Genomic DNA, 21,729 nt, shown 5'->3' with positions numbered 1-21,729 from the left:
TTAATGTGAACAGGAAGTTTGAATAAGTTTGGTGACGTTGGAAGTCATTCCAGCGGCACTAAAGTGTGCGTCACAGTCGAAAATAATAAAAAACAGCAATAACAATAAAAATAGCGAAAGGTAGACTAACCATGCATTTCAACTTCGGTACAGTTATGCCCGTACTCTGCGCAGTCGCAGCCCTGGGTATTGTCGGATCGGCTCACGCAGACTTTCTGGGGGACAGTAAATCCACTTTGGAACTGCGTAACTTCTATATGAATCGCGACTTCCGACAGGGCGGCTCGGCGCAAAATAAAGCAGAGGAATGGGCGCAAGGATTTATGTTGCGCTTAGAGTCCGGCTACAGCGAGGGCCCAGTAGGTTTCGGTATTGATGCCATCGGGATGCTGGGGCTGAAACTGGACTCCAGCCCTGATCGGGTTGGCACTGGCCTGCTCAAGACCAATGCGGTCGGGCCAAAGCGTGCCAAGGATGAATATGGCGAGTCTGGCTTTACTGCCAAGGTACGTATCTCCAAGAGCACCTTGAAGCTCGGCACAGTCCAGCCGGTGTTGCCGCCTCTGATACGCAATGACTCACGCCTTATGCCGCAGACCTTTCGCGGGGCCTGGTTGGCCAGTAACGAGATCGAGGGTTTAAACCTTGACCTGGGCCGTCTTGACCGGGTCAATCAGCGCGACTCTTCGGACAATGAAGTGATGACGGTCTTCAATGGCGGCAAGCGCAATATAGTGCTGGGAAGTGCCAAAACCAGTGATGAATTTCTGTTTGGCGGAGGTCGTTATCAATGGACCCCGACACTGTTCACCAGTTATTACTACGGTGGTCTTGATGGCATCTACAAACAACACTTGATCAATCTGGTGCACCAATTGCCGTTGGGGGGTGGGCAAAGCCTTAAGTCCGATATCCGATTTGCACACTCGGGTGCCGATGGCGGAAGTAACGTGGACAACGATGCTCTGGGCGCCTTGTTTACCTACAAAATGCTTGGCCACAGCTTCAGCGCCGGCTACCAGCACCTCAGCGGTCGCACCGGTTTCGCCTACGTCAATGGCGCGGACGATGCTTTGCTCAACCAGGTACAGATCAACGACTTTGGCAACCGCGATGAGCATTCATGGCAGGTGCGCTACGACTATGACTTCGCCGCGTTGGGCATTCCCGGGTTGACCCTGATGACCCGCTATCTCTCGGGTGACAACGTGGACCGCGGGGCGGGGCTGAGCGAAGGCAGAACCTGGGAGCGCAACACGGATCTGGGGTATGTCATTCAGAGCGGACCACTGAAAAACCTGGCGTTGAAGCTGCGTAACGCCACCACCCGCAGCAACTTCCTGAGTGATCTGGATGAGAACCGCCTGATCGTCAGCTACAGCTTGCCACTCCGGTAGGCCCGAAATAGTCGCAGCCTGGCGCACACCCACGGGGAATTACTGGCTTGGCAAGATTGGCATAAAAAACGTCAGTTTTGCCAATGTGCCAGCGCTGTCGACTCTCGTACTGTGCATACAGGCACAGCAGTACTTCAATGTTGAGACAGACACGATGAACACAATAAAAAGAAGTTATTCGCGTGGCGCGGTTCATATTCCGTTGATAGAGAAAACCCTGGGAGATTTCTTTGACGACGTGGTCGCGCGATTTCCCGATAATGAGGCGCTTGTTTCGTGTCATCAGAATATCCGGCTTAGCTATTCTCAACTTCAAGCTGAAGTAAACCAACTGGCGAGTGCCCTGATTGCGTTGTCGCTGGCGCCGGGCGATCGTGTGGCCATCTGGGCAAACAACAGCGCCGAATGGTTGATAACCCAACTGGCGACGGCCAAGGTCGGGATCATCCTGGTCAACTTCAATCCAGCCTACAAAACCATGGAACTTGAGTACGCGTTGAACAAGGCGGGCTGCAAGGCATTGATCACCCTGTCGGCATTCAAGACCACCGATTACCTGCAAGTGATCAGAACGATTGCCCTGGAAATCAACACCTGCGCGCCTGGGCATCTCAGTGCTGCGAGGCTGCCCGCGTTGCATACGGTGATCCACCTGGGCGAGGAGCAAGTGCCCGGTTTTATGCGCTTTCGCGATCTGATGAGCCTGGGGGATGCCTTGGACGAGCGCGTCCCGCGTGTCGCGGCGACGCTGAAGAACACTGATGCGATCAACATCCAGTTCACCAGCGGCACCACGGGCTCGCCTAAGGGCGCAGCGCTGACCCATCGCGGCATTCTCAATAATGGATTTTTCCTCGGCGAGGGCATGAGCCTCACGGCCACTGACCGTCTGTGCATTCCCGTGCCGTTGTTTCACTGCTTTGGGATGGTGGTTGGCAACCTGGCGGCATTGAGCCATGCCAGCACCATTGTCTACCCAAACGATACGTTTGACCCGGTGCGCACCCTTGAGGCAGTACAGAATGAGCGCTGCACCGCCCTGCATGGGGTGCCGACGATGTTTATCACCGAGCTGGACCACCCACGGTTTCACGAATTTGACCTGTCCACCTTGCGCACCGGCATCATGGCCGGTACGGCGTGCCCGATCGAGGTGATGCGCCGCGTTCAGCGCGACATGCATATGCGCGATGTCACCATTGCCTACGGCATGACCGAGACCAGCCCCGCCAGCTATCAAAGCACGTGTGAGACACCGCTGGAAAAACGTGTGTCGACCATCGGCAAAGTGCATCCCCATCTGGAAGCCAAGGTGGTCCACCCTGAGTCAGGAGATACTGTGCCGACCGGTGTAGTGGGGGAGTTGTGTATTCGCGGTTATTCGCTGATGCAAGGCTACTGGAATGATCCGGAAAAGACCGTTCAAACCATCGACAGCGACGGCTGGATCCACAGCGGCGACCTGGCCACGATGGATGCCGAGGGCTACGTCAGCATCACCGGGCGTATAAAGGATATGGTGATACGCGGTGGCGAAAATATTTCCCCGCGCGAAATCGAGGAGTTCCTGTATCAACACCCGGCCATTCAGGATGCGCAGGTGATCGGTGTGCCGGATGAGAAGTACGGCGAGGAGCTGTGTGTCTGGGTCATCGTGCGCCCGGGCCTGGTGATCAACGAAGACGAAATACGCGAGTTCTGCAGCAGCCAGATCGCTCGTTACAAAATCCCACGCTACATACGCTTCGTAGACGGCTTTCCGATGACGCTCTCCGGCAAGGTACAGAAGTTCAGGATGCGCGAAATCATGGAAGAAGAGCTTGCGTTGGCTGTGTGCTAGAGCGTTGCTGACATTCAATGATGCGCCAATTCAGAGGCGCCACCGATAAGGAGTGAAACATGGCATGGCAGATTGAAGTGATGGAGGGGTGTGCGGTTGTGCGCATGAATACTAACAAGGTCAATGTGCAGAACGACACCTTCTTCAAGGACCTGCATGATGCCTTCGATCGGCTCGAAACCGAGTTCAGCGAGTTGCCGGTGATTCTAACCGGGCAGGGCAATGCCTTTTCAGCCGGTATCGACTTCAAGTACAGCTTTGATGTATTTGGCAGCCAGAACAAAGAGCGGATCCGCCAGTGGTACGCCGAATACCGCGCGACCAACCTGCGTATTTTCCAGTACCCGCGCCCCACGGTGGCAGCGATCAACGGGCATGCCATTGCCGGCGGTCTGATCACGGCTCTGGATTGCGACTTCCGTATCGCTGCGCGCAAAGAGGCCAAGTTCGGCCTCAACGAAGTGCCTATCGGTATTCCGATGCCCGCCGCGTATGTGGAAATCATCAAGTACGCGTTGGGTGATCAGGTCGGCGCGCTGACCACCCTCAAGGGTGAGCTCTATTCTCTGGAGCAGGCCGAGAAGCTCGGGTTCTTCCATGAGGTGGTGGAGGAATCGCAACTGCTGGCCACCGCGCTTGCCTATGCGCGCTGCATTACCCCCGATTGCAACGTGGCGTATGCCATGTCCAAGAAGGCCTTGCAGGATTCAGTCATGCAGCAGATTGACCTGCGAACCACGCTGCTCGACCAGGAACTGCCCACCGGCATGAGTGATGAGGGTAATCGCCGGTCCCAGGACAAGCGTCGCCGGGAAATCATGGGTGAATAGGAGTTAAAACGCCGTGGAAATAATCGACGCCTGGATGCAGTTTCCCAACAAGCGTTTTTTGCAGGACTCGATGTTTGAGTCATTGCGGCGCTGGCCAACAGCATGGAAGGCTTTAGCCGAAAATACCCCTGACATCACCTCGGCCGAGGCGCTTGAGACCTTCCGAAAGGACGGAGTATCCAAGGTCTTTGCCAGTGCCTGGTGGGGGCCGGCTGGGCCGATGATCACTAACGAAGAAGTGGCGGCTGCGGTCTCGGCGCAACCGGAGCGGGTCATTGGCGTAGCGTCAGTGGACCTGAGCCGGCCGATGGATGCGGTAAGGGAGTTGCGTCGTTGCGTCAGGCAATATGGCTTCAAGGCCTTGCGCGTGTTGCCCTGGCTATGGGGGCTGCCGCCTGATGACCGCCGATACTATCCGCTATACGCCGAGTGCATCGAGCTGGATATCACCTTCTGTTTGCAAGTGGGCCATGCAGGCCCGATGCGCCCGTCTGAGCCCGGGCGCCCGATGCCTTATCTGGATAACGTAGCGCACGAGTTTCCTGAGCTACGCATCGTCGGTGGACATATCGGCTTTCCGTGGGTGGCCGAAATGATTTCCCTGATGATGAAGCACCCGAACGTCTACGTGGATACATCAGCCTACAAGGCTTCGCGGTTTCCTGCGGAGCTGGTGGCGTATATGCGTGGAGCGGGGAAGAGAAAGGTCTTGTTTGGCACCAATTACCCGATGCTGACTGCCGCTGATTGTTTACAAGGGCTGCAAGCGTTGAACCTGGAGGAAGATGTACAGCGCTGTTTCCTGGCGAACAATGCGCGCCGGGCATTCAAGTTGCCCGGCTAAAGAGTCAAACAGTCATTTACCCAGCATGCGCCTTGCCGAGGTCAGTACGGGTGCATCGATCATTCTCCCTTCAAAGGAAAACGCCCCGCCGTGCTGCTTTGCCGCCTCGAGCACGCGCTCTGCCCAGGCTTGCTCGTGTGCTGAAGGTGTGAAGATACTGTCGACCTGCTCGACCTGTTTAGGGTGCAGGCAGAGCATGCCGGCGAAGCCCAGATCCTTTGAGGCGGTCGCAAAGGCGCTAAGGCCCTCCATATCACTTAGCACGGGGTAAACCGTGTCGACGGGCGGTTCCAGACCATTGAGTGCGCTGTGCAATAGCAGCGCATAACGAACCTGGTCGAAGATCCTGTGACTGCTGGGCGAGTAGGCATTGATACCGAGCTGGATAGCCAGATCCAATACGCCAAACACCAAGCGCTCGATGCCTTTGCAGGTCGCTGACTCGGGGAGTGTCAAAAGGCCTTGAGGTGTTTCTATCAGTGGCCAGATTTTGCGGCAGGAATCAGCGACTTCTTCCAGCTGTTTAAGGCTTTCGGCCTTTGGCACTATGACACCAGCTAGGTGGGGGTGAGCCTGGCACAACGCCAGATCCTGTTTATAAGCCTCATCGCCATTTGAGTTGATCCTGACCATCACATTTTGATGACGCGTCTGCGCCAAATACCGATCAGCATTTTCGCGCGCCTGGTCCTTATGCTGTGGCTCAACGGCATCTTCCAGGTCGATGACGACGCGGCCTGCGCCTGTCGCTATAGCTTTTTCGAAGCGTTCCGGCCTGTCCCCAGGCACAAATAACACAGTCCTAATCATAGGGGCTCCCGCGGCAGGCATTGCACTGAACAGCGCAATACCTGCAGGTAGTGATTAACGATTCAGATCGAGATTCTTGGTTTCACGTATGTAGATAAAACCAACGATGCAGGTGAGCGCCGCTACGCCGATGGGGTAGTAAAGCCCCGCATAAACATTGCCTGTCCACAGCACCAGCCAAGATGAGATCAGCGGCAGGAAGCCACCGAAGCAGCCATTCCCCAAGTGATAGGGCAATGACATGGAGGTGTAGCGAATGCGTGCAGGGAACAACTCGACCAGGAAGGCGGCCATGGGGCCGTACACCATGGTGACGTACGTCATCAACAGCACCAGCAGTAGCAACATCATCGGCTTGTTGACCTGGGTCGGGTCCGCCGCGCCTGGGTAACCGGCACTGGCTAACGCCGCTGTCAGTGTCGGCTTGTCGGGCGCGGTCAAATTAAGGGCGCCGATGGAAATAGCAACACTGTTGTTTGCCTCTATCACCGTACGATAGGGCACACCACGCGCCGACAGTTCATTGCGGATGGCATCGCAGTTATTGCAGTTTTCTGGGGCGGTAAGGATTACAGGGGTGGTAGCAATAGCGGCTTCCAAGGCGGGGTTGCCGTAGTGCATCAGCCCTTTGTAGATAGGCATGAAGGTCAGTGTCCCCAAGAGGCAGCCGGCAAGAATAATCGGCTTTCTACCGACCTTATCCGATAGGTATCCGAAGAACACGAAGAGCGGGGTTCCGATGACCAATGCCAACGCGACCAGCATGGTGGACAGGCCAAACTCGATCTTCAGGATACTTTGCAGAAAGAACAGGGCGTAAAACTGCCCGGTGTACCAAACGACCGCTTGTCCGGCAATGGCGCCCAACAATGCAATGAACACCAGGCGCAGGTTTTTCGAGTCGCCAAAGCTTTCCTTCACCGGGTTGGCCGATAACTTGTGCTCGGCCTTCATCTTGAGAAAAACCGGGGATTCGCTGAGTGTCATGCGGATATAGACCGAGACCATCAGCAGCACCAGCGACAGCAGGAATGGAATACGCCACCCCCACGCACGGAATTCCTCCTCACCCAGCAGTGACCGACAGGTAAGAATGACGCCAAGTGACAGCAAGAACCCGATGGTTCCTGTGGTCTGGATCCAGCTGGTGCGAAAGCCACGCTTCTTCGCAGGCGCGTGTTCGGCGACGTAAATGGCGGCACCGCCATATTCGCCGCCCATGGCCAGGCCCTGGATCAGTCGAAGGAGCACTAACAGGATCGGCGCGAGAATACCGACTTGTTCGTAGGTCGGCAGGACACCCACCAAGGCGGTAGACAAGCCCATGATTACAATGGTGGCGAGGAAGGTTTTTTTGCGGCCGAACAGGTCGCCAAGGCGCCCGAATATGATTGCGCCTACAGGCCTGATGGCAAACCCGGCGCCGAAAGTAGCCAGGCTGGCCAACAGGGCTGCTGTTTCGTTGCCTTTCGGAAAGAATAACGAGCCGAAGAACACGGCGAGGCTTCCGTACAAGTAGAAGTCATACCATTCGAATACAGTCCCCAGTGACGAGCCTAGTATCACTCGCCGTTCTTCTTTGGGGGTGGTGGTGTGCGTTGTGTGAGCGTCTGTATCGATTGCAGTAGCCATTGTCATTCACCGTGTTTTACGGATGAGCTCCCACAGCCCTCCTGGCTAACGTGTGCGTTGACCGAGACGGCTGTAGCGAGCCTGAGAAGTTTTTTATTGTTTAGGCTAGTGACGAGCAGAAGTGTTAGAGGAGGGTAGTGCCACCATCCACCATCAACGTCTGACCAGTAACGAAACCGCTGCCTTCGCTGGCGAGGAAGATGACCGCACCGACGACGTCATCCGGTGTCAGGTTGCCCTTGAGGCTCTGACCCGACTTGATAGCGTCTGTAGCTTTGTCCAGCTTGTCGTCGAAGAACTGGCTGGTGGCCTCGGTCAGTACCAGGCTCGGCGCGATGCTGTTTACACGGATCCAGTGGCGGCCGACTTCACGGGCCAAACCACGGGTAATACCAATGACGGCTGCTTTGGAAGCGGTGTAGTGCAGGGCATAGGGCATGCCGTAGACCGCGGCCAGTGACGCGATGTTGATGATACTGCCGCCGCCGGCCGCTTTCATCGAAGGGAATACGGCTTTGGAGCAATTCCAGACACCCTTTACGTTGACATTCATGCAGCGGTCCCAGATGTCCGGATCGATGTCCGTGAACGGCGTATTTTTGAGGTCGGCCCACAAGGCTGCATTGTTGACCAAGACGTCGATCTTGCCGAAGCGTTCAACGGCAGCCTCTGCCATCTTCTGAGTGCTGGTCGCGTCTGCGACGTCTACTTTTACCGTCAGAAAGGGAATATTTTCCTTGGCCAGAAGATTTTCGGACTCTACACAGTCATTGAAGTCTGCCAGGACAATGTTGGCGCCCAAGCGGCCCAGTTCCAGCGCATAGGTTTGACCTAGCCCACGGGCAGCGCCAGTGATGATGATGGTTTTACCAGTCATGTTGTTGGTGTTTTTAGTCATGATAATTACCTCTTATTGGATGAGTTATTGACGCGCGCCGAAACGGGAGATGCCGTTTTCAAGTTCTTCTGAGTGAACCGTGCTGTTCCAGAGGGTGTTTTCCATCCATAGCCCGTCCTGCAGCGGTCGCCCCAGGCCGCGCAGTACCGACTCTTTATCAGTGCGCAGCGAGGCTTGCGGGAGTGCGGCAATTTGCCTGGCGTATTCCAGGGCCTTGTCCAACAAGGCTTCACGGGGGACAACCTGATTCAGGAAGTTGATGCGCAGGGCTTCTTCAGCGGTGAATTGCCGACCGCTGAGAATCAAGTCCAGCGCATTGCCCAGGCCGACGATATGCGGCAGACGTTGAGTCAGGCCCGACTCGCAACCGATATCCCAGCGCCTGTTCAGCACACCAAACTGGGCTTCGGGCACTGAAAATCGAATGTCGCAGGCCATGGCCAGTTCCATTCCGCCTGCGAGGCAATACCCGTTGATCGCGGCGATGATGGGCTTGTACACCTCGACGCCACGGGTCAGACCGCCGAGCCCTGGCTCATAGGCGGCGCGTTCACGCAGGTCGTTCAAACTCAGGGTGGAGGTACGTTTCGCGTAACCTTTGATGTCCCAACCCGAACAAAAAGACTTCTCGCCAGCCCCTGTCAGAACCGCTACGTTCAGCTCCGGGTCCTTACGAAATTTCACCCAGGCTTCACACAACCCTTCGTGGACCGCTTCATCGATGCAATTTTCGCGGTTGGCGTTATTAATCGTGATTAGCACGACGCCGCCGGCTTGTTTTTCGTACCGGACAGCTGCCGGCAGTTCATTTGGCTGAATCATGGTCCGCTCCTAGCGAATACGCGCCCAAGTGGTTTTGAGGTCGGTAAATTTCTCCAGACCCTGGATACCTTTGTCGCGACCAAATCCAGATTGTTTGAACCCACCAAACGGAACACCGAAGTCGATTTCGTTGAAGCAATTGATCCAGACAGTGCCTGCCTTGACGCCTCGGGACACTCGGTGTGCCTTGTTGATGTCGTTAGTCCAGACAGAGGCGGCCAGGCCGTAAGGGGTGTCGTTGGCCAGCGGCAGAATTTCGCTTTCTTCGTCGAACGAAATGACCGACAGGACAGGGCCAAAGACCTCTTCCTGGGCAATCGTCATGGACGGCAGTACATCGTCGAACAACGTTGGCGTCAGGTAGTAGCCACCGCTATCAACAAGGCTGCGTTCGCCGCCACAACGCAGGGTGGCGCCGTCGCGTTGAGCGCCTTCGATATAGCCACACACGCGTGAAAGTTGTTTTTGGCTGACGATGGCGCCCAGACGGGTCTGCGGATCCAAAGGGTCGCCAGGGACCAGGCGGCTGGCGGACGCAATGATCTTGTCCACCAGCTCATCCTTGATTTTTCGATCAACGATTAGCCGTGAGCCTGCGTAACAGACCTGGCCTTGGTTGGTGTAGATACCGAATGTAACGGCTTTGGCCACCTCATCCAGATTGGTGAAGTCGGACAGCACGACTTGAGGGCTTTTGCCGCCACACTCCAAGCTCAGTCGCTTCATGTTGGACTGGCCTGCGTACTGCAGAAATTTTTTGCCGACGTCGGCAGAACCCGTGAAGGAGATGAAGTCGACATCAGGGTGCAGACCAAGGGCCTGGCCTGCTTCGGCGCCGCCAGGAATGACGTTGAATACGCCTTCCGGAATACCTGCTTCCAAGGCAAGCGCTGCGAGGCGTAGAGCGGTAAACGGAGCTTCTTCAGAAGGCTTCAACACCACTGAGTTGCCGGTGGCCAGGGCCGGGGCGATGCGCCATACCGCAAGCAGCAGGGGGTAGTTCCATGGGGTGACCACACCCACGACGCCCAGAGGTTCGCGAGTAATGGTTGCAACGACGTCCTGAGCGGTAGGCGCAACCTGGTCGTAAAGCTTGTCGACTGCTTCCGCGTTCCAGACGAAGCAGGCGATTGATGCCGGAATATCAACGGTTGTGGTGTCACGAATGGGCTTGCCAACCGCCAAGGACTCTAGCAGTGCCAGTTCATCGGAATGTTTGCGCATCAATTCAGCCAGCGCCAGTAGACGACGCTTGCGTTGGGTCGGCGCCATCCGACGCCAGGTGCCTGCTTCATAGGCATGACGCGCCGCCTTGACGGCTGCATCCACTTCCCGTTCGCCGCAGGCGGAGACTTCCACCAGTGCTTGGCCATTGGCCGGGTTGATACAGAGCGAGGTTTTTTCCGCACGCACGTGCTGCGTTCCGATAACGGCATCCGTTGGTAGCACCAGCGCTGCAGCCCGTTCATGCCAATTCACGTCAACATTCTTATTCATCGTATGTCTCGTCATTCTGTGAAGGTCGACGAAAAAATAACGCCGTTACGAAAAGATAGCAAGCGTGATTTTTAAAGATGCCCGATATGAATTTTCCGCTGGGAAAAGAGCAAGCGTAAGCAGGCTAAGAAACGCCTGGATTGGGTGGGCGATCACGGTACGAAGAGTTGAAACGCTGGGGGAGGGCGAGCGATTACGGGGCGAGTTTGCAGGATGGTCTACCGAGCCTTAGTGGCACGGTATCCGAAGGAGGCGGTTTAAACTGGGTTATGCGCTGTGGGCGTGCTGGAGTGTTCTAAGGCTGTCATCCAGTAGTTTGTCCACATCGATCTCCAGGATTTTCAGGCGCCCGGTGCCTTTCATTAACAGGATGCCAAACATCCACGATGCGCCTGCGACCGCAAGATGATGCTTGTTGTCTGCTGTCGCAATCGCGTCGTTTTCCATGGCGTTGGCGACCGTTTCATATACAACCTTGAGCTTTACGTTCAGCTCACGGTTCAACTCACTGCCAACCCCGACGGGATGCGCGCCGCCGTAGAGGTAAAAGCCCAAATCGAATTCGGCAGGCCTGGCATCGAAGTATTCAAACCAGGCACGTAATGCGGCGAGGCTCTGTTTGCCTTTAGGCCCTTGATCGGCACCGTCCTTGACGGCTTCTGCCATGTTGACCAGAGACTCACGGAGGATATCTGCGTACACCTCCTCCTTGTTTGTGTACTGCGCGTAAATCGCCCCGGTGGTGCACCCTGCGATTTTGGCAATTTCACGCAGCGACGCACCATGCAAACCGACCTCGACAAATATTTGTTTGGCTGCGTCCCTGATCAGTTCCCGGCGAAAGGCACTCAGTGCTGCTTTACGCTTAACGACGGGTGGCTTTACCTCTTCGTTCATAGTTGGCTCGCTGGGCTATCTAATTATGTTCATCTTCAAACAAGCTCGTATCGTTGAAATGAATGACTCGGGCTGCGAAGATAGGAATTTTCAATCATACCTTCGCACGTAGTGCCTGTCGAGGTGAAGACCTGTAGAGTCCCTGATTGTACAACGGCAGCCACTAACTACCGTCGCGCGCTATCAAGCGGTTTTTATTTCGCTAAGTCCCAGTTCATTAATCATCACCTCGCGCATGCTGAACTTTTGAACTTTGCCGCTTACTGTCATGGGGAACGCAGACACAAAACGAATGTACCGCGGGATCTTGTAGTGTGCGATTGATCCACGGCAAAAAATTTTGACCGCCTCCTCATCCAGCGTGTAGTCCTCTTTAAGGCGAACCCAGGCACATATCTCCTCACCAAATTTAGAGTCAGGCACACCAAATACCTGAACCTCACCGATTGCTGGGTGACCGGATAGAAACTCTTCAATTTCCTTGGGGTAAATGTTTTCTCCGCCGCGTATCACCATGTCCTTGATTCGGCCCGTGATGTTGCAGTAACCGTTACTGTCCAACGTAGCAATATCGCCGGTGTGCATCCAGCCATTGGCGTCGAGTACTTCAGACGTCTTCTCGGCATCGCCCCAGTAGCCCAACATGACTGAGTAGCCTCGGATGCAGATCTGCCCGGGAACGCCTCGGGGAACGATGTTACCAACGTCATCGACGACCTTTGCCTCAATATGTGGTAATGCCGAGCCGACCGTGGAGACGCGGCGCTCAAGAACATCGTCGCGGCTGGTCTGGAAGCTTATCGGGCTGGTTTCGGTCATTCCATAGGCGAAGGTGATTTCGGTCATGCCTAGATCTGAAATGATTCTGCGCATTACGTCCATAGGGCAGGGTGCGCCTGCCATCATCCCGGTTCGCAGAGAACTGAGGTCGAATGTATGGAAGTCGGGATGTTCCAGAATTGAGATGAACATGGTGGGTACACCATGTAACGCTGTGCAATGTTCTGCTTGAATAGCCTCAAGGACTGAAAGAGCATCAAATGATTCGCTCGGTATAATCATCGCCGCACCGTGACTGATGCAGGCCAGGTTGGACAGTACCAAGCCGAAGCAGTGATAAAACGGTACGGGAATGCACAGTTTGTCTTGGGCCGTGAGCCCCATTCCCTGGCCGCAGAAGTAACCGTTATTAAGAATGTTATGGTGGGACAACGTGGCCCCTTTTGGTGAGCCGGTAGTGCCGCTGGTGAACTGGATATTGATCGCGTCATCAAACTTGAGCTTTACAGTCGGAATTGAGAAAAACTGACCTCGCTCACTGACACTGTCAAAACTTATAAAACCTGGCGAGGCCAGCTGGTTAATTTGAATGATGGTGTGCAGGTCCGGCAGGTCTTTTAGCTTCAAATCTCCCGGTGTTTGCGTACTTATGGCCGGCGCCATCTGATACAGCATTTCAATATAATGACTACTCTTGAATTGAGTTGCGGTGACTAACGCACTACAGCCCACTTTCTTTAATGCATATTTAAGCTCTTCAGGCCGATAGGCTGGATTGATACAAACCAATATCAACCCTAATTTGGCCGTGGCAAATTGAGTGATGACCCACTCGACGTTGTTTGGCGACCAGATCCCGACCCGGTCTCCCGCATTGAGCCCCAGCGAGACCAGGCCACAGGCAAACCGATCGACCTGCTCGGCAAGCTGAGCGTAGGTCCAGCGGATGCCTTGGGAGCGCATGACCAACGCCAAGCCATCCGGATTTTTTCTGACAGCTTGGTCAAAGCTTTCGCCAATGGTCATTCCCAAGAGGGGATAGGTAGGGGTGCCACTGACATAGCTGTGAGCGACAGGAACATCGATTGCAGATGCGGCTGAACACATGACGGCCTCCAAACGGTGCGTGATTATAATTGTGTTCTTTACAGATAACACTGTTATCGTTAGCCTGCAAATGCTTTCTACCGGTCGTTTGCCTGCCTGAATTGGGAGCGTGCCGGCCGGACCATGTCTGTTTAAGTTTAGGAGTGCAGATGGATTACGCAGCTTGGATTGGAAAAGTTCAGGTGAGTCATGACTCGCTGAATCACTCCCATGTAAAACGCGTCGGTTGGACCCTTGGTCGGGCGGCCCCGTCCGATAGCGCGGACCTGCCGTTGCTCTGGCACTGGGCCTTTTTTCACGAGTCCGTCGACAGCCAGGAGCTGGGCGTCGATGGCCACCCGCTGACGGGAGACTTTCTTCCCGAGACACACGGCCGCAAGCGGATGTGGGCAGGCAGTCAGCTGACGTTTCATCTTCCTTTGAAAATAGGTGTGGCGGCACTGCGCAGGTCCTCGATCCTCTCCATTGAGGAGAAGGCTGGGCGTAGCGGCAGCCTGCTATTTGTCACCGTTGGACACGAATATAGTCAGGATGGCGACCTTAAGGTCTACGAGGAGCAAGACATTGTCTACAAGGCGGCAAACGGCACCGTAGTTGGAGGGGAGCCCCTGCCGGGAGGTGATTGGCAACGATCTACGCGTGTGCACCCAGCCCTGCTGTTTCGTTATTCCGCAATTACGTTCAATGCCCACCGCATCCATTACGACCTGCACTACGTGACTGAGGTTGAAGGCTATCCTGGGCTGGTCATGCATGGTCCGCTTGTGGCAACGCTTGCCTTGCAAAGCCTGCTTGAAGCGCATTCGGGGATCGTTCCACGCAGCTTCAGTTTCAAGGGCGTCCGCCCATTAATTGCCGGGGAGGACCTGATTGTTCACGGGCGGCTGACATCGCCAGGTGTTGCCTCACTCTGGTCTGGCAATACCCAAGGGGTCGGTCAAGTGGGTGAAGTTAGGTTTTGACGAGGGATAGCGGATGGGCGCAACGCCCTGAGCGGGCGTTGCGACAAGTATTTCAGGGCTCAGAACGTATGTTCAGGCCCCGGAAACTCACCGGTCTGCACCTCCCGCGCAAAGTCACTGGCGGCGGTACGGAGTACCGATCGTAGGTCCGCATATTGTTTGACAAAGCGCGGCAGGCGGCCGTTGCGCAGCCCCGCCATGTCCTGCCACACCAGTACCTGGGCGTCGCATTGGTTACCCGCTCCAATGCCCACAGTGGGGATCGACACCGCTTCGGTGATCGCACGGCCCACTTCTCCCGGCACCATCTCGATCAATAACGCAAACGCCCCGGCCGCCTCGAATGCCTTGGCGCTGTCGATCAGGCGTTGCGCATCGTCGCCGCGCCCCTGAACCCGGTAACCACCCAGTTGATGCTCCATCTGGGGCGTGAAACCAATGTGCGCCATGACGGGAATACCGGACTGTGCGAGTTTCTCCACCTGGGGCAGCATCTCGATTCCCCCCTCCAATTTGACCGCATGCGCGCCGGCCTCTTTCATAAAGCGCACGGCGGTGTGAAAACATTGCTCGGCCGACGCCTGGTAGGCGCCGAAGGGCAGATCGGCAATCACCAGCGCCCGCTGGGTTGAGCGGCTGACCGCGCGCACCAGCGGAATCAGTTCGTCCACGGTCACCGAGAGCGTGGATTCGTAGCCATAGACATTATTGGCCGCTGAATCGCCCACCAGCAGCACCGGGATACCGGCCTCCTCGAAAATCGCTGCGCTGTACATATCGTAGGCGGTGAGCATCGCCCATTTGCGACCCTCGACCTTCATCTGCTTCAAGTGCGGGATACGAATGCGCGGCGCCGATTGGGCGTTGCCGTAGGGTGCAGGCTGATCAGTCATTTTGTTGCCTCGCTGAAAAGGGATTAACCCAGTACTTGCTCGATGAACAACACGATCGCGATTAGGATCATGGCCGCGCCGGAGAAACGGCTGACACTCCGGGCCGCTGCGGGCCGGGCACGCAGCACGGTTTGGGAGCCATAGCCGACCAACAGATAGATCACTGCGCAGCTCAGCGTATGCACAAGCCCCAGCGCCACCATCTGCATCGGCACCGGCCAGGTTGCCGTGCTATCGGTAAATTGCGGCAGCAGTGCGAGGAATAGCAGGAACACTTTGGGGTTCAAGCCACTGACACATAGGCCCTTGATCGCCCAGCGTTGCCACGAATCGGATACCTGGATCTGATCCGCGTGGGGCGTGGCAGGGTGGGCAAGCATGTTGATCCCCAGCCACAGCAGGTAGCCGGCACCGGCAACGGTCAGCACAGATAACGCCAAAGGATGGTTGGCCACCAGCGTACCAACGCCGCCGGCGACGATCAGCGTGGCGATAATATGCCCTGACAGAAGTCCACCAACGGCAGGCAGTACCACGCGGCCTTTCAACCCTGCCGAAATGGCATAGGCCCAATCCGCGCCAGGGGTTATTACAAACAGAATCGACACGGCCCAGAATGCAACGAAGATACTCAAGGTCATGCCGCTGGCCCTCTCCGTTGATGACATCTACTTCTTTGCATCTCGTTGCCTCACGCATAAATGAACGCGAGGAAGAATAATGAAATGTGATTAGAATGTGCTTCTAAAGATAGTCAAGTTAGCGCTCTGGATTGGGAGAATCTTCCAGATGGATGAGATTGATCGCAAGATTATTTCTGAGTTGCAAAAAAACGGTCGTCTCTCGGTCACGGAATTGGCTGAACGGATAGGGCTTAGCCTGTCGCCGTGCCATCGTCGCGTGCGAGCGTTGGAAGAGTCCGGGGTGTTGATGGGCTATCGCGCTCAATTGGACCCTGGAGCGCTGGGGCTCAATTTCTCTGCGATGGTGTTTGTCACCCTGCGCGAGGGCGACAAATCTGCTGTGCATGCGTTTGAAGCAGCGCTGATGCAGATCCCTCAGGTAATCGATGCTCAGCGGTTGTTCGGCGAGCCGGACTATCTGCTTCACGTCATTACCCAGGATCTGCCGGCTTTTCAGCGGCTGTACGACGAGAGCCTCTCAGCCTTGCCCAATGTGCAACGGCTGACCTCGACGCTCGTCATGAAGCGCGTCATTCAGGATCGGCCGCTGCCCGTGTGACTGTTGCGTCGATGCAGTAACAGCTTCACCGGCCAGCTCATCCGCATCTGCCTGTTCCGCTGTCGAGAGCTCGGAGGCTGTATGCCCGATACGCTTGAGCAACAGCGCGGGTAGTCATGGTGGGCTCCTATTGTTTTTATTGGATATAACCCTTCTTGAACGCTCGATGGGTTATTAGCGAAACGGCACGCCATGATAGTACAGGGTGCCGATCGCTAAATACGGGATTTCGTATCGTATATCGCGGTTTTGGATGCCTGCGAAGGCTGTAGCGTCTTGTTCGAGATATTCACCTCGCCCGGTGTGTTGAAAGTGCTCAAGGCCAACTTTAAGCCTGGGTTGATTGAGATGAGAAACTCGATCTTCAAGCGCGGCTATCTCAAGCAGGTGCAAAAATACTTCCCTTCTATCAACCAGGATGATTTGAAACCCTATCCTGCTGGTGTCCGCGCCCAGACTGTGTCGAACAACGGCAAGTTGATTGACGACTTCCTGTTTGTGAACACTAAACTGATCGTGAACGTGTGTAACGCGGCGTCGCCAGCGGCTACTTCGGCAATTCCTATCGGTGCTTTTATCGTCAGCAAGGTCAAGGCGCAGCTTAGCGCTTGAAGGCGTTCAGTCGAGTGCCAGGCAGGTGTCCACCAACAGGCTGCGTAACCAAGTGTGAGCGGGGCCGTGATGGGTGCGCTCATGCCAGGCCACGGTCTTGCTGAAGCCTGGAATGTCCAGCGGTGGTACGCGCAACACCAACCCATCAGCGTGCAATGCCAAGCGCCGGGGTACCACCGCGATCAGGTCGCTGGTGCGCAGGATCTCCGGTAGCACCAGAAAGCTGGTCACCGAAACCGTCACGCGCCGTGATCGGCCGATACGGGCGAGTGCTTGATCGGTTACCCCTACGAAGGCGCCACCGGCGGGGGAGACCAGCGCATGATCCAGCTCACAAAAGCGCTCCAGGGTCAGTACCTCATGCCGTAATTCAGGGTGATCGGCGCCCATCACACACACATAACGCTCATCGAACAGCGCCGCCGAATGCAGGCCGGGCGGGGTGCTGTCGGGTGTCACCAGCGCCAAGTCGATGGCCCCACTGTCCAACTGGCCAGGCAGCTGTTGCGGGTCGACGGGTTGCACCGCGATGCGGATATTCGGCGCCTGTACGCGCAGTGCGCTCAGGAAAGGCACCACCACCGCCCGCAACGCGTAGTCGGTGGACGCCAGCGCAACCGTCATCGTCGCCGTGAGCGGGTCAAATGCCTGGGGTTGCAGCATCTGCTCGACGCTACCGAGCAACTGCTTGACCGGCCCAGCCAGCTGTTCCGCCCGCAGGGTAGGCGCCATGCCGCGTTGCGCACGCACGAACAATGGGTCGCCGAAACTTTCGCGCAAACGAGTGAGCATTCCGCTGACGGCGGGCTGGGTCAGCGACAAGCGCTCGGCGGCGCGGGTGACGCTGCGCTCATCCAACAAGGCATCGAGGGCTTTGAGCAGGTTGAGGTCGAGGTGTCTGACATCAGAATTCATGATGCTCTGCATAAAAGATGACGATTGGTTTTATTTCACGATAATACCGACGATGGCGCCAGTCCATTACCACTGAGTACTGAGCATGAACGAGATCATCTGGCCGCAAGACTACCTGCCAGGCTTCACCGAGAATTTTGTCTCCAATGAAATCATCGTCGCCGGCCTCGCCGCCGCGGATATCTGGCCGTTGTTGAGCCATGCGTCGCAATGGCCGAGCTACTACGCCAACTCGGCGAATGTGCGCTTGCATGACGGCGTGGGTCCTGAGCTAGAAGACGGTATGCGCTTCTACTTTGAAACCTTCGGGTTCCCGGTCGAAGCGCAGTGTAATGAATTCGTCCCCCCGGCGGACGGCCAGCCAGGTCGGATTGCCTGGCATGGTTGGGCGGGCGAGGGCGATACCCGCCTGGATGTTCATCATGCGTGGCTCATCGAGGACCTGTCGCAGGGGCGCGTGCGCGTCCTCACCCAGGAAACCCAAAAGGGTAAGCCGGCAGTAGAACTGGCCATGGCTAGGCCCAACCCGATGATCAATGGCCATCAGGACTGGTTGAATGGGTTGGTCCGGGCTACACGTGAGGCGAGCAACTAAGTGCCGATTGCAATAACCACTGCCGGAGTTGCTCGACGGGTGCACGCAAGGGCGCGCTAGCGCGGTGAACCAGATAGTAACCCTTGCCGACGGACAGGGTTGCTTCGAACACCTGCTCCAGTTGCCCCTGCTCCACGGCCTCTTCGACCAGCCAGGGACTGGTCAGCACCACTCCCTGACCCCGCCGCGCCGCATCGATGGCGAGTTCGGGCTGGTCGAAACGCAGGCCGGATGCCATTTGTGCATCGGCCATACCGAGCTGTGCGAGCCACGCGGGCCAGTGCGCATGCGACGTGGTGTACAGCAGCGTCGTGCGCGTGAGGTCGGCGAGCGAGCGTAACTGCAGGCGCTCGCGATACAGCGGGCTGCAATACACCCGGACCTCATCCGCCAGCAACAACTCGGCCACCAACCCTTGAACCTTCCCATCGCAATGGCGTACGGCAAGGTCAACTCCATCGTGGTTGACGTCAACCAGATCGGTGCTCGCACTCAGGTGCAGCTTGAGTTGAGTGTGCTGGCGAGTGAGTGTCGGCATGCGCCGAGCGAACCACGAATTGGCAAAGGCGGGTGGCAGGCTAAGGCGCACTTCCTGGCCCTGCCGGTGACGCAGCGCAAGGCTGGTGTTCTCCAGCGTCTGAAGTGCGGGCTGCACCTGTTTCCAGTAGGCCAACGCTTCCTGAGTAGGATTCAGCTTGCGCACGGTGCGAGTGAACAACGACACGCCCAGCCAACCCTCAAGCTTACGGATCTGCTGCGCCACGGCACCCGGGGTGACAAACATCTGCTCGGCAGCCAGGGCTGCACTGCCGGTGCGCATGACTGCGTCGAAGCAGGCGATGGCCTTGAGGGGGACTTCAGGTTTCATGGCGCAGTTTTTCTCTTTCATACGGCTAAAAATGATGATTTGTCGTGCTCGGGGTCAGGCGTAAGAATCACAGGCATCATTGGTCTTGAGGAAATGCAGATGAATGTCCTGATTGTGTATGCCCACCCGGAACCTCGTTCCTTCAATGGTGCACTGAAAGACCTGGCGAGTGAAACCCTGACGGCCCAGGGACACAAGGTTCAAGTGAGTGATCTGTACGCACTGGAATGGAAGGCGCCCCTCGACGGCGCCGATATCACCACGCCGCGGGTGAACACAGAGTTTCTGAATCTCCCTGCTGAACAGGAGCACATGTTCATCCAAGGCCGCCCGACCTTTGATGTGGAACAGGAGCAGGCAAAGGTGCTTTGGTGTGATCTATTGATTTTCCAGTTCCCGATCTGGTGGTTCTCAATGCCAGCCGTGCTCAAAGGCTGGGTCGACCGCACCATGACCCGTGGCTTTGCGTACGCGTCCGGTGAGAAATACGACAACGGCAAGTTCAACGGCCGCAAAGCCATGGTCTGCGTCACCACCGGCACCGCCGAAAGCCTATATCAGCCCGATGGGATCGATGGCTGCATGACCCATATTCTCTGGCCGATCCACAACGGGATATTTCGCTACCTGGGGTTTGACGTGTTGCCACCCTACGTTGCCTGGATGCCGGGCAATGTGTCTGAGGAACAACGCATTATTTACCTGCAGAGGTACAAGCAGGTGCTCGAGGTTATTGATGAGGTTGAACCGCTGTTTTTTCACCCGCGTGAAGACTATGGCGACGATCAACGCCTGAAGGCGGGAGTGGTGGCCCGGTCGGGGTTCCAATGGAATCCACGCGCTGGGCAAGGTCACGACAAGGCCGCGGATGACTTCACCTGATCGTAAGGGCGCGGTTGATCGCGCCCTGCACGAGGTCAGAACAGGGTTTGCACTTCCATGCCAAACACCAGCGAATTCGGCACTTCGCGCACGCCGTCAGGGTGCTTGATGTACTGCAGGTTTGGCATCGCACTCAGCCAGCGGGTGGCTTGCACGCGGTAGTTGAGTTCTGCGACGTACATGCTGTGTTGCTCTGGCACGTAGCCAGTCGCGTCATAGCCCAAGCCACTGGCTTGATTGGCCGTTTGCGCATTGCGCAGCAGGTGTGAGCTGGCATGCACGCGGGCCACGCCGAAACCCAGGGCATCCTTGGGGCGTGCATCAAACGGGCCTTTGTAGAGTGCGCTGATTTTCTGGTAGCTGTCGACGGGAGTGGTCGCGCGGTCGTAGAACGATACGCTGGCAGTCAGGGTCAGGCCGCGCGACGGGTCGCCGTCCACCGAGGTGACCTGCTGCTTGCCCACCCACCAGTAACCGTGGCGGCTTGAAACGCTGCGGTAGTCGTTGCCGGTCAGCGCGGCGGGCTGGCTGGCGTCATCTTTGTAGAGGTCTGTGCCATCTGCCGTGCTGCGAAAGTAACCGATGCGGTATTCGCCCGGCAGGTCGTTGACGCGGGGTGTCCACACCAACTCCACCGGCACCAGCGTGCCCCTGATACCGGCGGTGTTGAGCTTGAAGCCGTTGCCGTTTTCCAGGTTGGACGGGTTGACGTTGAACGCGCCGACCTGTGCATATACCTCATCGCTCAAGCGATAGCGCAGGCGTGCCGCCCATTGGCTGATGGGACCGTTGTAGATGCTGTCGACATAGTTGCCCGGCTGCGAACCGCAGAAGGCCAGGTTCTGGAACACGCAATCTTCGGCGGCAAACTCGTCGCTCACCGCAAAGCGGCCGGCCTTGAGGTTGATACGATCGTTGAGCCAACCTTTGCTCAGCCACAGCTCACCCAAGCGTGTGACGCTGCCGCGACCATTGATTTCCTGGGTTGACCCCATGCCGCGCGCCCTCGGGTCGTCGGTCTTTTCACCGAGTTCCTTCCCGTTGCGGTTGGAGACCGCCACGCTGAAGAGCGCGTCTTCCCAACCCATGAACTTTTGCAGGTCGATATCGGCGCCAAGGTTGAACTGGTCCGAATAGCGTGTCGGGTGTTCGTGGCGGCTGTAGCCGCCGAGCAGGCTGGTGGCGGTTTCACCGAGGTAGCCCATCTTGATATCGACGCCCAGCTTGAGCAGGTCGGTACGCAGGCCGCCCCAGTCGCCGGTCATCCAGGGGGATTCGGCGCCAAAGGCGTCGGCGCTGGCTGTGCCACTGGTGGCACAGAGGCAGAGCAGCAGGGCGGTGGCAGATCCGTGTGGCAGTGCGCGGAGAGGCTTGAATTCCATGATAGGTGGGTCTTCCTGGGTCAA

At 56.8% G+C, this 21,729-nt stretch carries 20 protein-coding genes and 1 pseudogene; 9 read left to right on the top strand and 12 right to left on the bottom strand.

Features of this window, described 5'->3' with window-relative positions; translation table 11 throughout:
- The first annotated feature begins 155 nt into the window (after positions 1 to 155).
- The 4 genes from C9990_RS16330 (at position 156) to C9990_RS16315 (ending at position 4,911) form a co-directional block, all read left to right on the top strand.
- Positions 156 to 1,397 (top strand): OprD family porin, encoded by a 1,242-nt coding sequence (locus C9990_RS16330; RefSeq protein WP_256595160.1) that lies wholly within the window; start codon positions 156 to 158, stop codon positions 1,395 to 1,397.
- 154 nt (positions 1,398 to 1,551) lie between these two features.
- A complete protein-coding gene (locus C9990_RS16325; protein WP_106803941.1) occupies positions 1,552 to 3,237 on the top strand; it encodes an AMP-binding protein in 1,686 nt (561 codons plus the stop codon).
- A 59-nt stretch (positions 3,238 to 3,296) separates the two neighbouring features.
- Positions 3,297 to 4,067 carry an enoyl-CoA hydratase/isomerase family protein gene (locus tag C9990_RS16320; protein WP_106803940.1) on the top strand — a complete coding sequence of 257 codons (771 nt, stop codon included), beginning with the start codon at positions 3,297 to 3,299 and terminating at the stop codon, positions 4,065 to 4,067.
- 13 nt (positions 4,068 to 4,080) lie between these two features.
- Positions 4,081 to 4,911, top strand: a complete 831-nt coding sequence (locus C9990_RS16315) for an amidohydrolase family protein (RefSeq protein ID WP_106803939.1) — start codon at positions 4,081 to 4,083, stop codon at positions 4,909 to 4,911.
- A gap of 12 nt (positions 4,912 to 4,923) precedes the next feature.
- On the opposite strand, the gene C9990_RS16310 is transcribed toward C9990_RS16315, so the two are convergent.
- From C9990_RS16310 to C9990_RS16280, 7 genes are all read right to left on the bottom strand, one after another.
- Positions 4,924 to 5,721 (bottom strand): CoA ester lyase, encoded by a 798-nt coding sequence (locus C9990_RS16310; RefSeq protein ID WP_256595105.1) that lies wholly within the window; start codon positions 5,719 to 5,721, stop codon positions 4,924 to 4,926.
- A gap of 54 nt (positions 5,722 to 5,775) precedes the next feature.
- Positions 5,776 to 7,359 (bottom strand): MFS transporter, encoded by a 1,584-nt coding sequence (locus C9990_RS16305; RefSeq protein WP_218277276.1) that lies wholly within the window; start codon positions 7,357 to 7,359, stop codon positions 5,776 to 5,778.
- Positions 7,360 to 7,477: 118 nt separating this feature from the next.
- Entirely contained in the window at positions 7,478 to 8,251 is a 774-nt protein-coding gene (locus C9990_RS16300; protein WP_200846324.1) for an SDR family NAD(P)-dependent oxidoreductase, read from the bottom strand.
- 24 nt (positions 8,252 to 8,275) lie between these two features.
- Positions 8,276 to 9,073, bottom strand: coding sequence for an enoyl-CoA hydratase/isomerase family protein (locus C9990_RS16295; RefSeq protein ID WP_101270134.1), 798 nt, complete (start codon positions 9,071 to 9,073; stop codon positions 8,276 to 8,278).
- A 9-nt stretch (positions 9,074 to 9,082) separates the two neighbouring features.
- Positions 9,083 to 10,570 (bottom strand): aldehyde dehydrogenase, encoded by a 1,488-nt coding sequence (locus tag C9990_RS16290; RefSeq protein ID WP_106803937.1) that lies wholly within the window; start codon positions 10,568 to 10,570, stop codon positions 9,083 to 9,085.
- Positions 10,571 to 10,837: 267 nt separating this feature from the next.
- Positions 10,838 to 11,467, bottom strand: a complete 630-nt coding sequence (locus C9990_RS16285; protein ID WP_101270138.1) for a TetR/AcrR family transcriptional regulator — start codon at positions 11,465 to 11,467, stop codon at positions 10,838 to 10,840.
- A gap of 183 nt (positions 11,468 to 11,650) precedes the next feature.
- On the bottom strand, positions 11,651 to 13,354 hold the full coding sequence (locus C9990_RS16280; protein WP_106803936.1) for an AMP-binding protein: 1,704 nt from the start codon (positions 13,352 to 13,354) through the stop codon (positions 11,651 to 11,653).
- Positions 13,355 to 13,503: 149 nt separating this feature from the next.
- Here C9990_RS16280 and C9990_RS16275 point away from each other — a divergent pair, with 149 nt between their 5' ends.
- The gene (locus C9990_RS16275) at positions 13,504 to 14,316 is read left to right on the top strand and encodes a MaoC family dehydratase N-terminal domain-containing protein (protein ID WP_106803935.1); all 813 of its coding nucleotides are present in this window, start codon (positions 13,504 to 13,506) and stop codon (positions 14,314 to 14,316) included.
- A 59-nt stretch (positions 14,317 to 14,375) separates the two neighbouring features.
- On the opposite strand, the gene panB is transcribed toward C9990_RS16275, so the two are convergent.
- Together panB and C9990_RS16265 are read right to left on the bottom strand one after the other, a co-directional pair.
- Positions 14,376 to 15,209, bottom strand: coding sequence for a 3-methyl-2-oxobutanoate hydroxymethyltransferase (panB, locus tag C9990_RS16270; RefSeq protein WP_101270145.1), 834 nt, complete (start codon positions 15,207 to 15,209; stop codon positions 14,376 to 14,378).
- A gap of 23 nt (positions 15,210 to 15,232) precedes the next feature.
- Positions 15,233 to 15,850, bottom strand: a complete 618-nt coding sequence (locus C9990_RS16265) for a LysE family translocator (protein ID WP_106803934.1) — start codon at positions 15,848 to 15,850, stop codon at positions 15,233 to 15,235.
- Between the two features lie 148 nt (positions 15,851 to 15,998).
- Here C9990_RS16265 and C9990_RS16260 point away from each other — a divergent pair, with 148 nt between their 5' ends.
- Both C9990_RS16260 and C9990_RS16250 read left to right on the top strand, forming a co-directional pair.
- Positions 15,999 to 16,451 carry an Lrp/AsnC family transcriptional regulator gene (locus C9990_RS16260; RefSeq protein ID WP_101273794.1) on the top strand — a complete coding sequence of 151 codons (453 nt, stop codon included), beginning with the start codon at positions 15,999 to 16,001 and terminating at the stop codon, positions 16,449 to 16,451.
- A 270-nt stretch (positions 16,452 to 16,721) separates the two neighbouring features.
- A pseudogene (locus C9990_RS16250) lies at positions 16,722 to 17,063 on the top strand (L-2-hydroxyglutarate oxidase); the annotation flags it as partial.
- Between the two features lie 6 nt (positions 17,064 to 17,069).
- Here the strand turns inward: C9990_RS16250 and C9990_RS16245 are convergent.
- Positions 17,070 to 17,978 (bottom strand): LysR family transcriptional regulator, encoded by a 909-nt coding sequence (locus C9990_RS16245; protein ID WP_106805669.1) that lies wholly within the window; start codon positions 17,976 to 17,978, stop codon positions 17,070 to 17,072.
- An 85-nt stretch (positions 17,979 to 18,063) separates the two neighbouring features.
- Between C9990_RS16245 and C9990_RS16240 the strand changes: the two genes are divergently transcribed.
- Positions 18,064 to 18,573 (top strand): polyketide cyclase, encoded by a 510-nt coding sequence (locus C9990_RS16240; protein ID WP_101270152.1) that lies wholly within the window; start codon positions 18,064 to 18,066, stop codon positions 18,571 to 18,573.
- Here the strand turns inward: C9990_RS16240 and C9990_RS16235 are convergent.
- On the bottom strand, positions 18,551 to 19,441 hold the full coding sequence (locus tag C9990_RS16235) for a LysR substrate-binding domain-containing protein (protein WP_256581927.1): 891 nt from the start codon (positions 19,439 to 19,441) through the stop codon (positions 18,551 to 18,553). The two genes, C9990_RS16240 and C9990_RS16235, sit on opposite strands and share 23 nt — an antisense overlap.
- A 99-nt stretch (positions 19,442 to 19,540) precedes the next feature.
- On the opposite strand from C9990_RS16235, the gene C9990_RS16230 reads away from it, so the two are divergent.
- Entirely contained in the window at positions 19,541 to 20,323 is a 783-nt protein-coding gene (locus C9990_RS16230; RefSeq protein WP_101270157.1) for an NAD(P)H-dependent oxidoreductase, read from the top strand.
- Positions 20,324 to 20,358: 35 nt separating this feature from the next.
- Here the strand turns inward: C9990_RS16230 and C9990_RS16225 are convergent, their stop codons facing one another.
- Positions 20,359 to 21,705, bottom strand: coding sequence for a carbohydrate porin (locus tag C9990_RS16225; RefSeq protein ID WP_106803933.1), 1,347 nt, complete (start codon positions 21,703 to 21,705; stop codon positions 20,359 to 20,361).
- Between the last annotated feature and the right edge of the window lie 24 nt (positions 21,706 to 21,729).

Source organism: Pseudomonas sp. S5D5 (assembly GCF_003013355.1).
GTDB lineage: Bacteria > Pseudomonadota > Gammaproteobacteria > Pseudomonadales > Pseudomonadaceae > Aquipseudomonas > Aquipseudomonas aylmerensis.
This window is presented reverse-complemented; position numbering and strand designations above follow the sequence as displayed.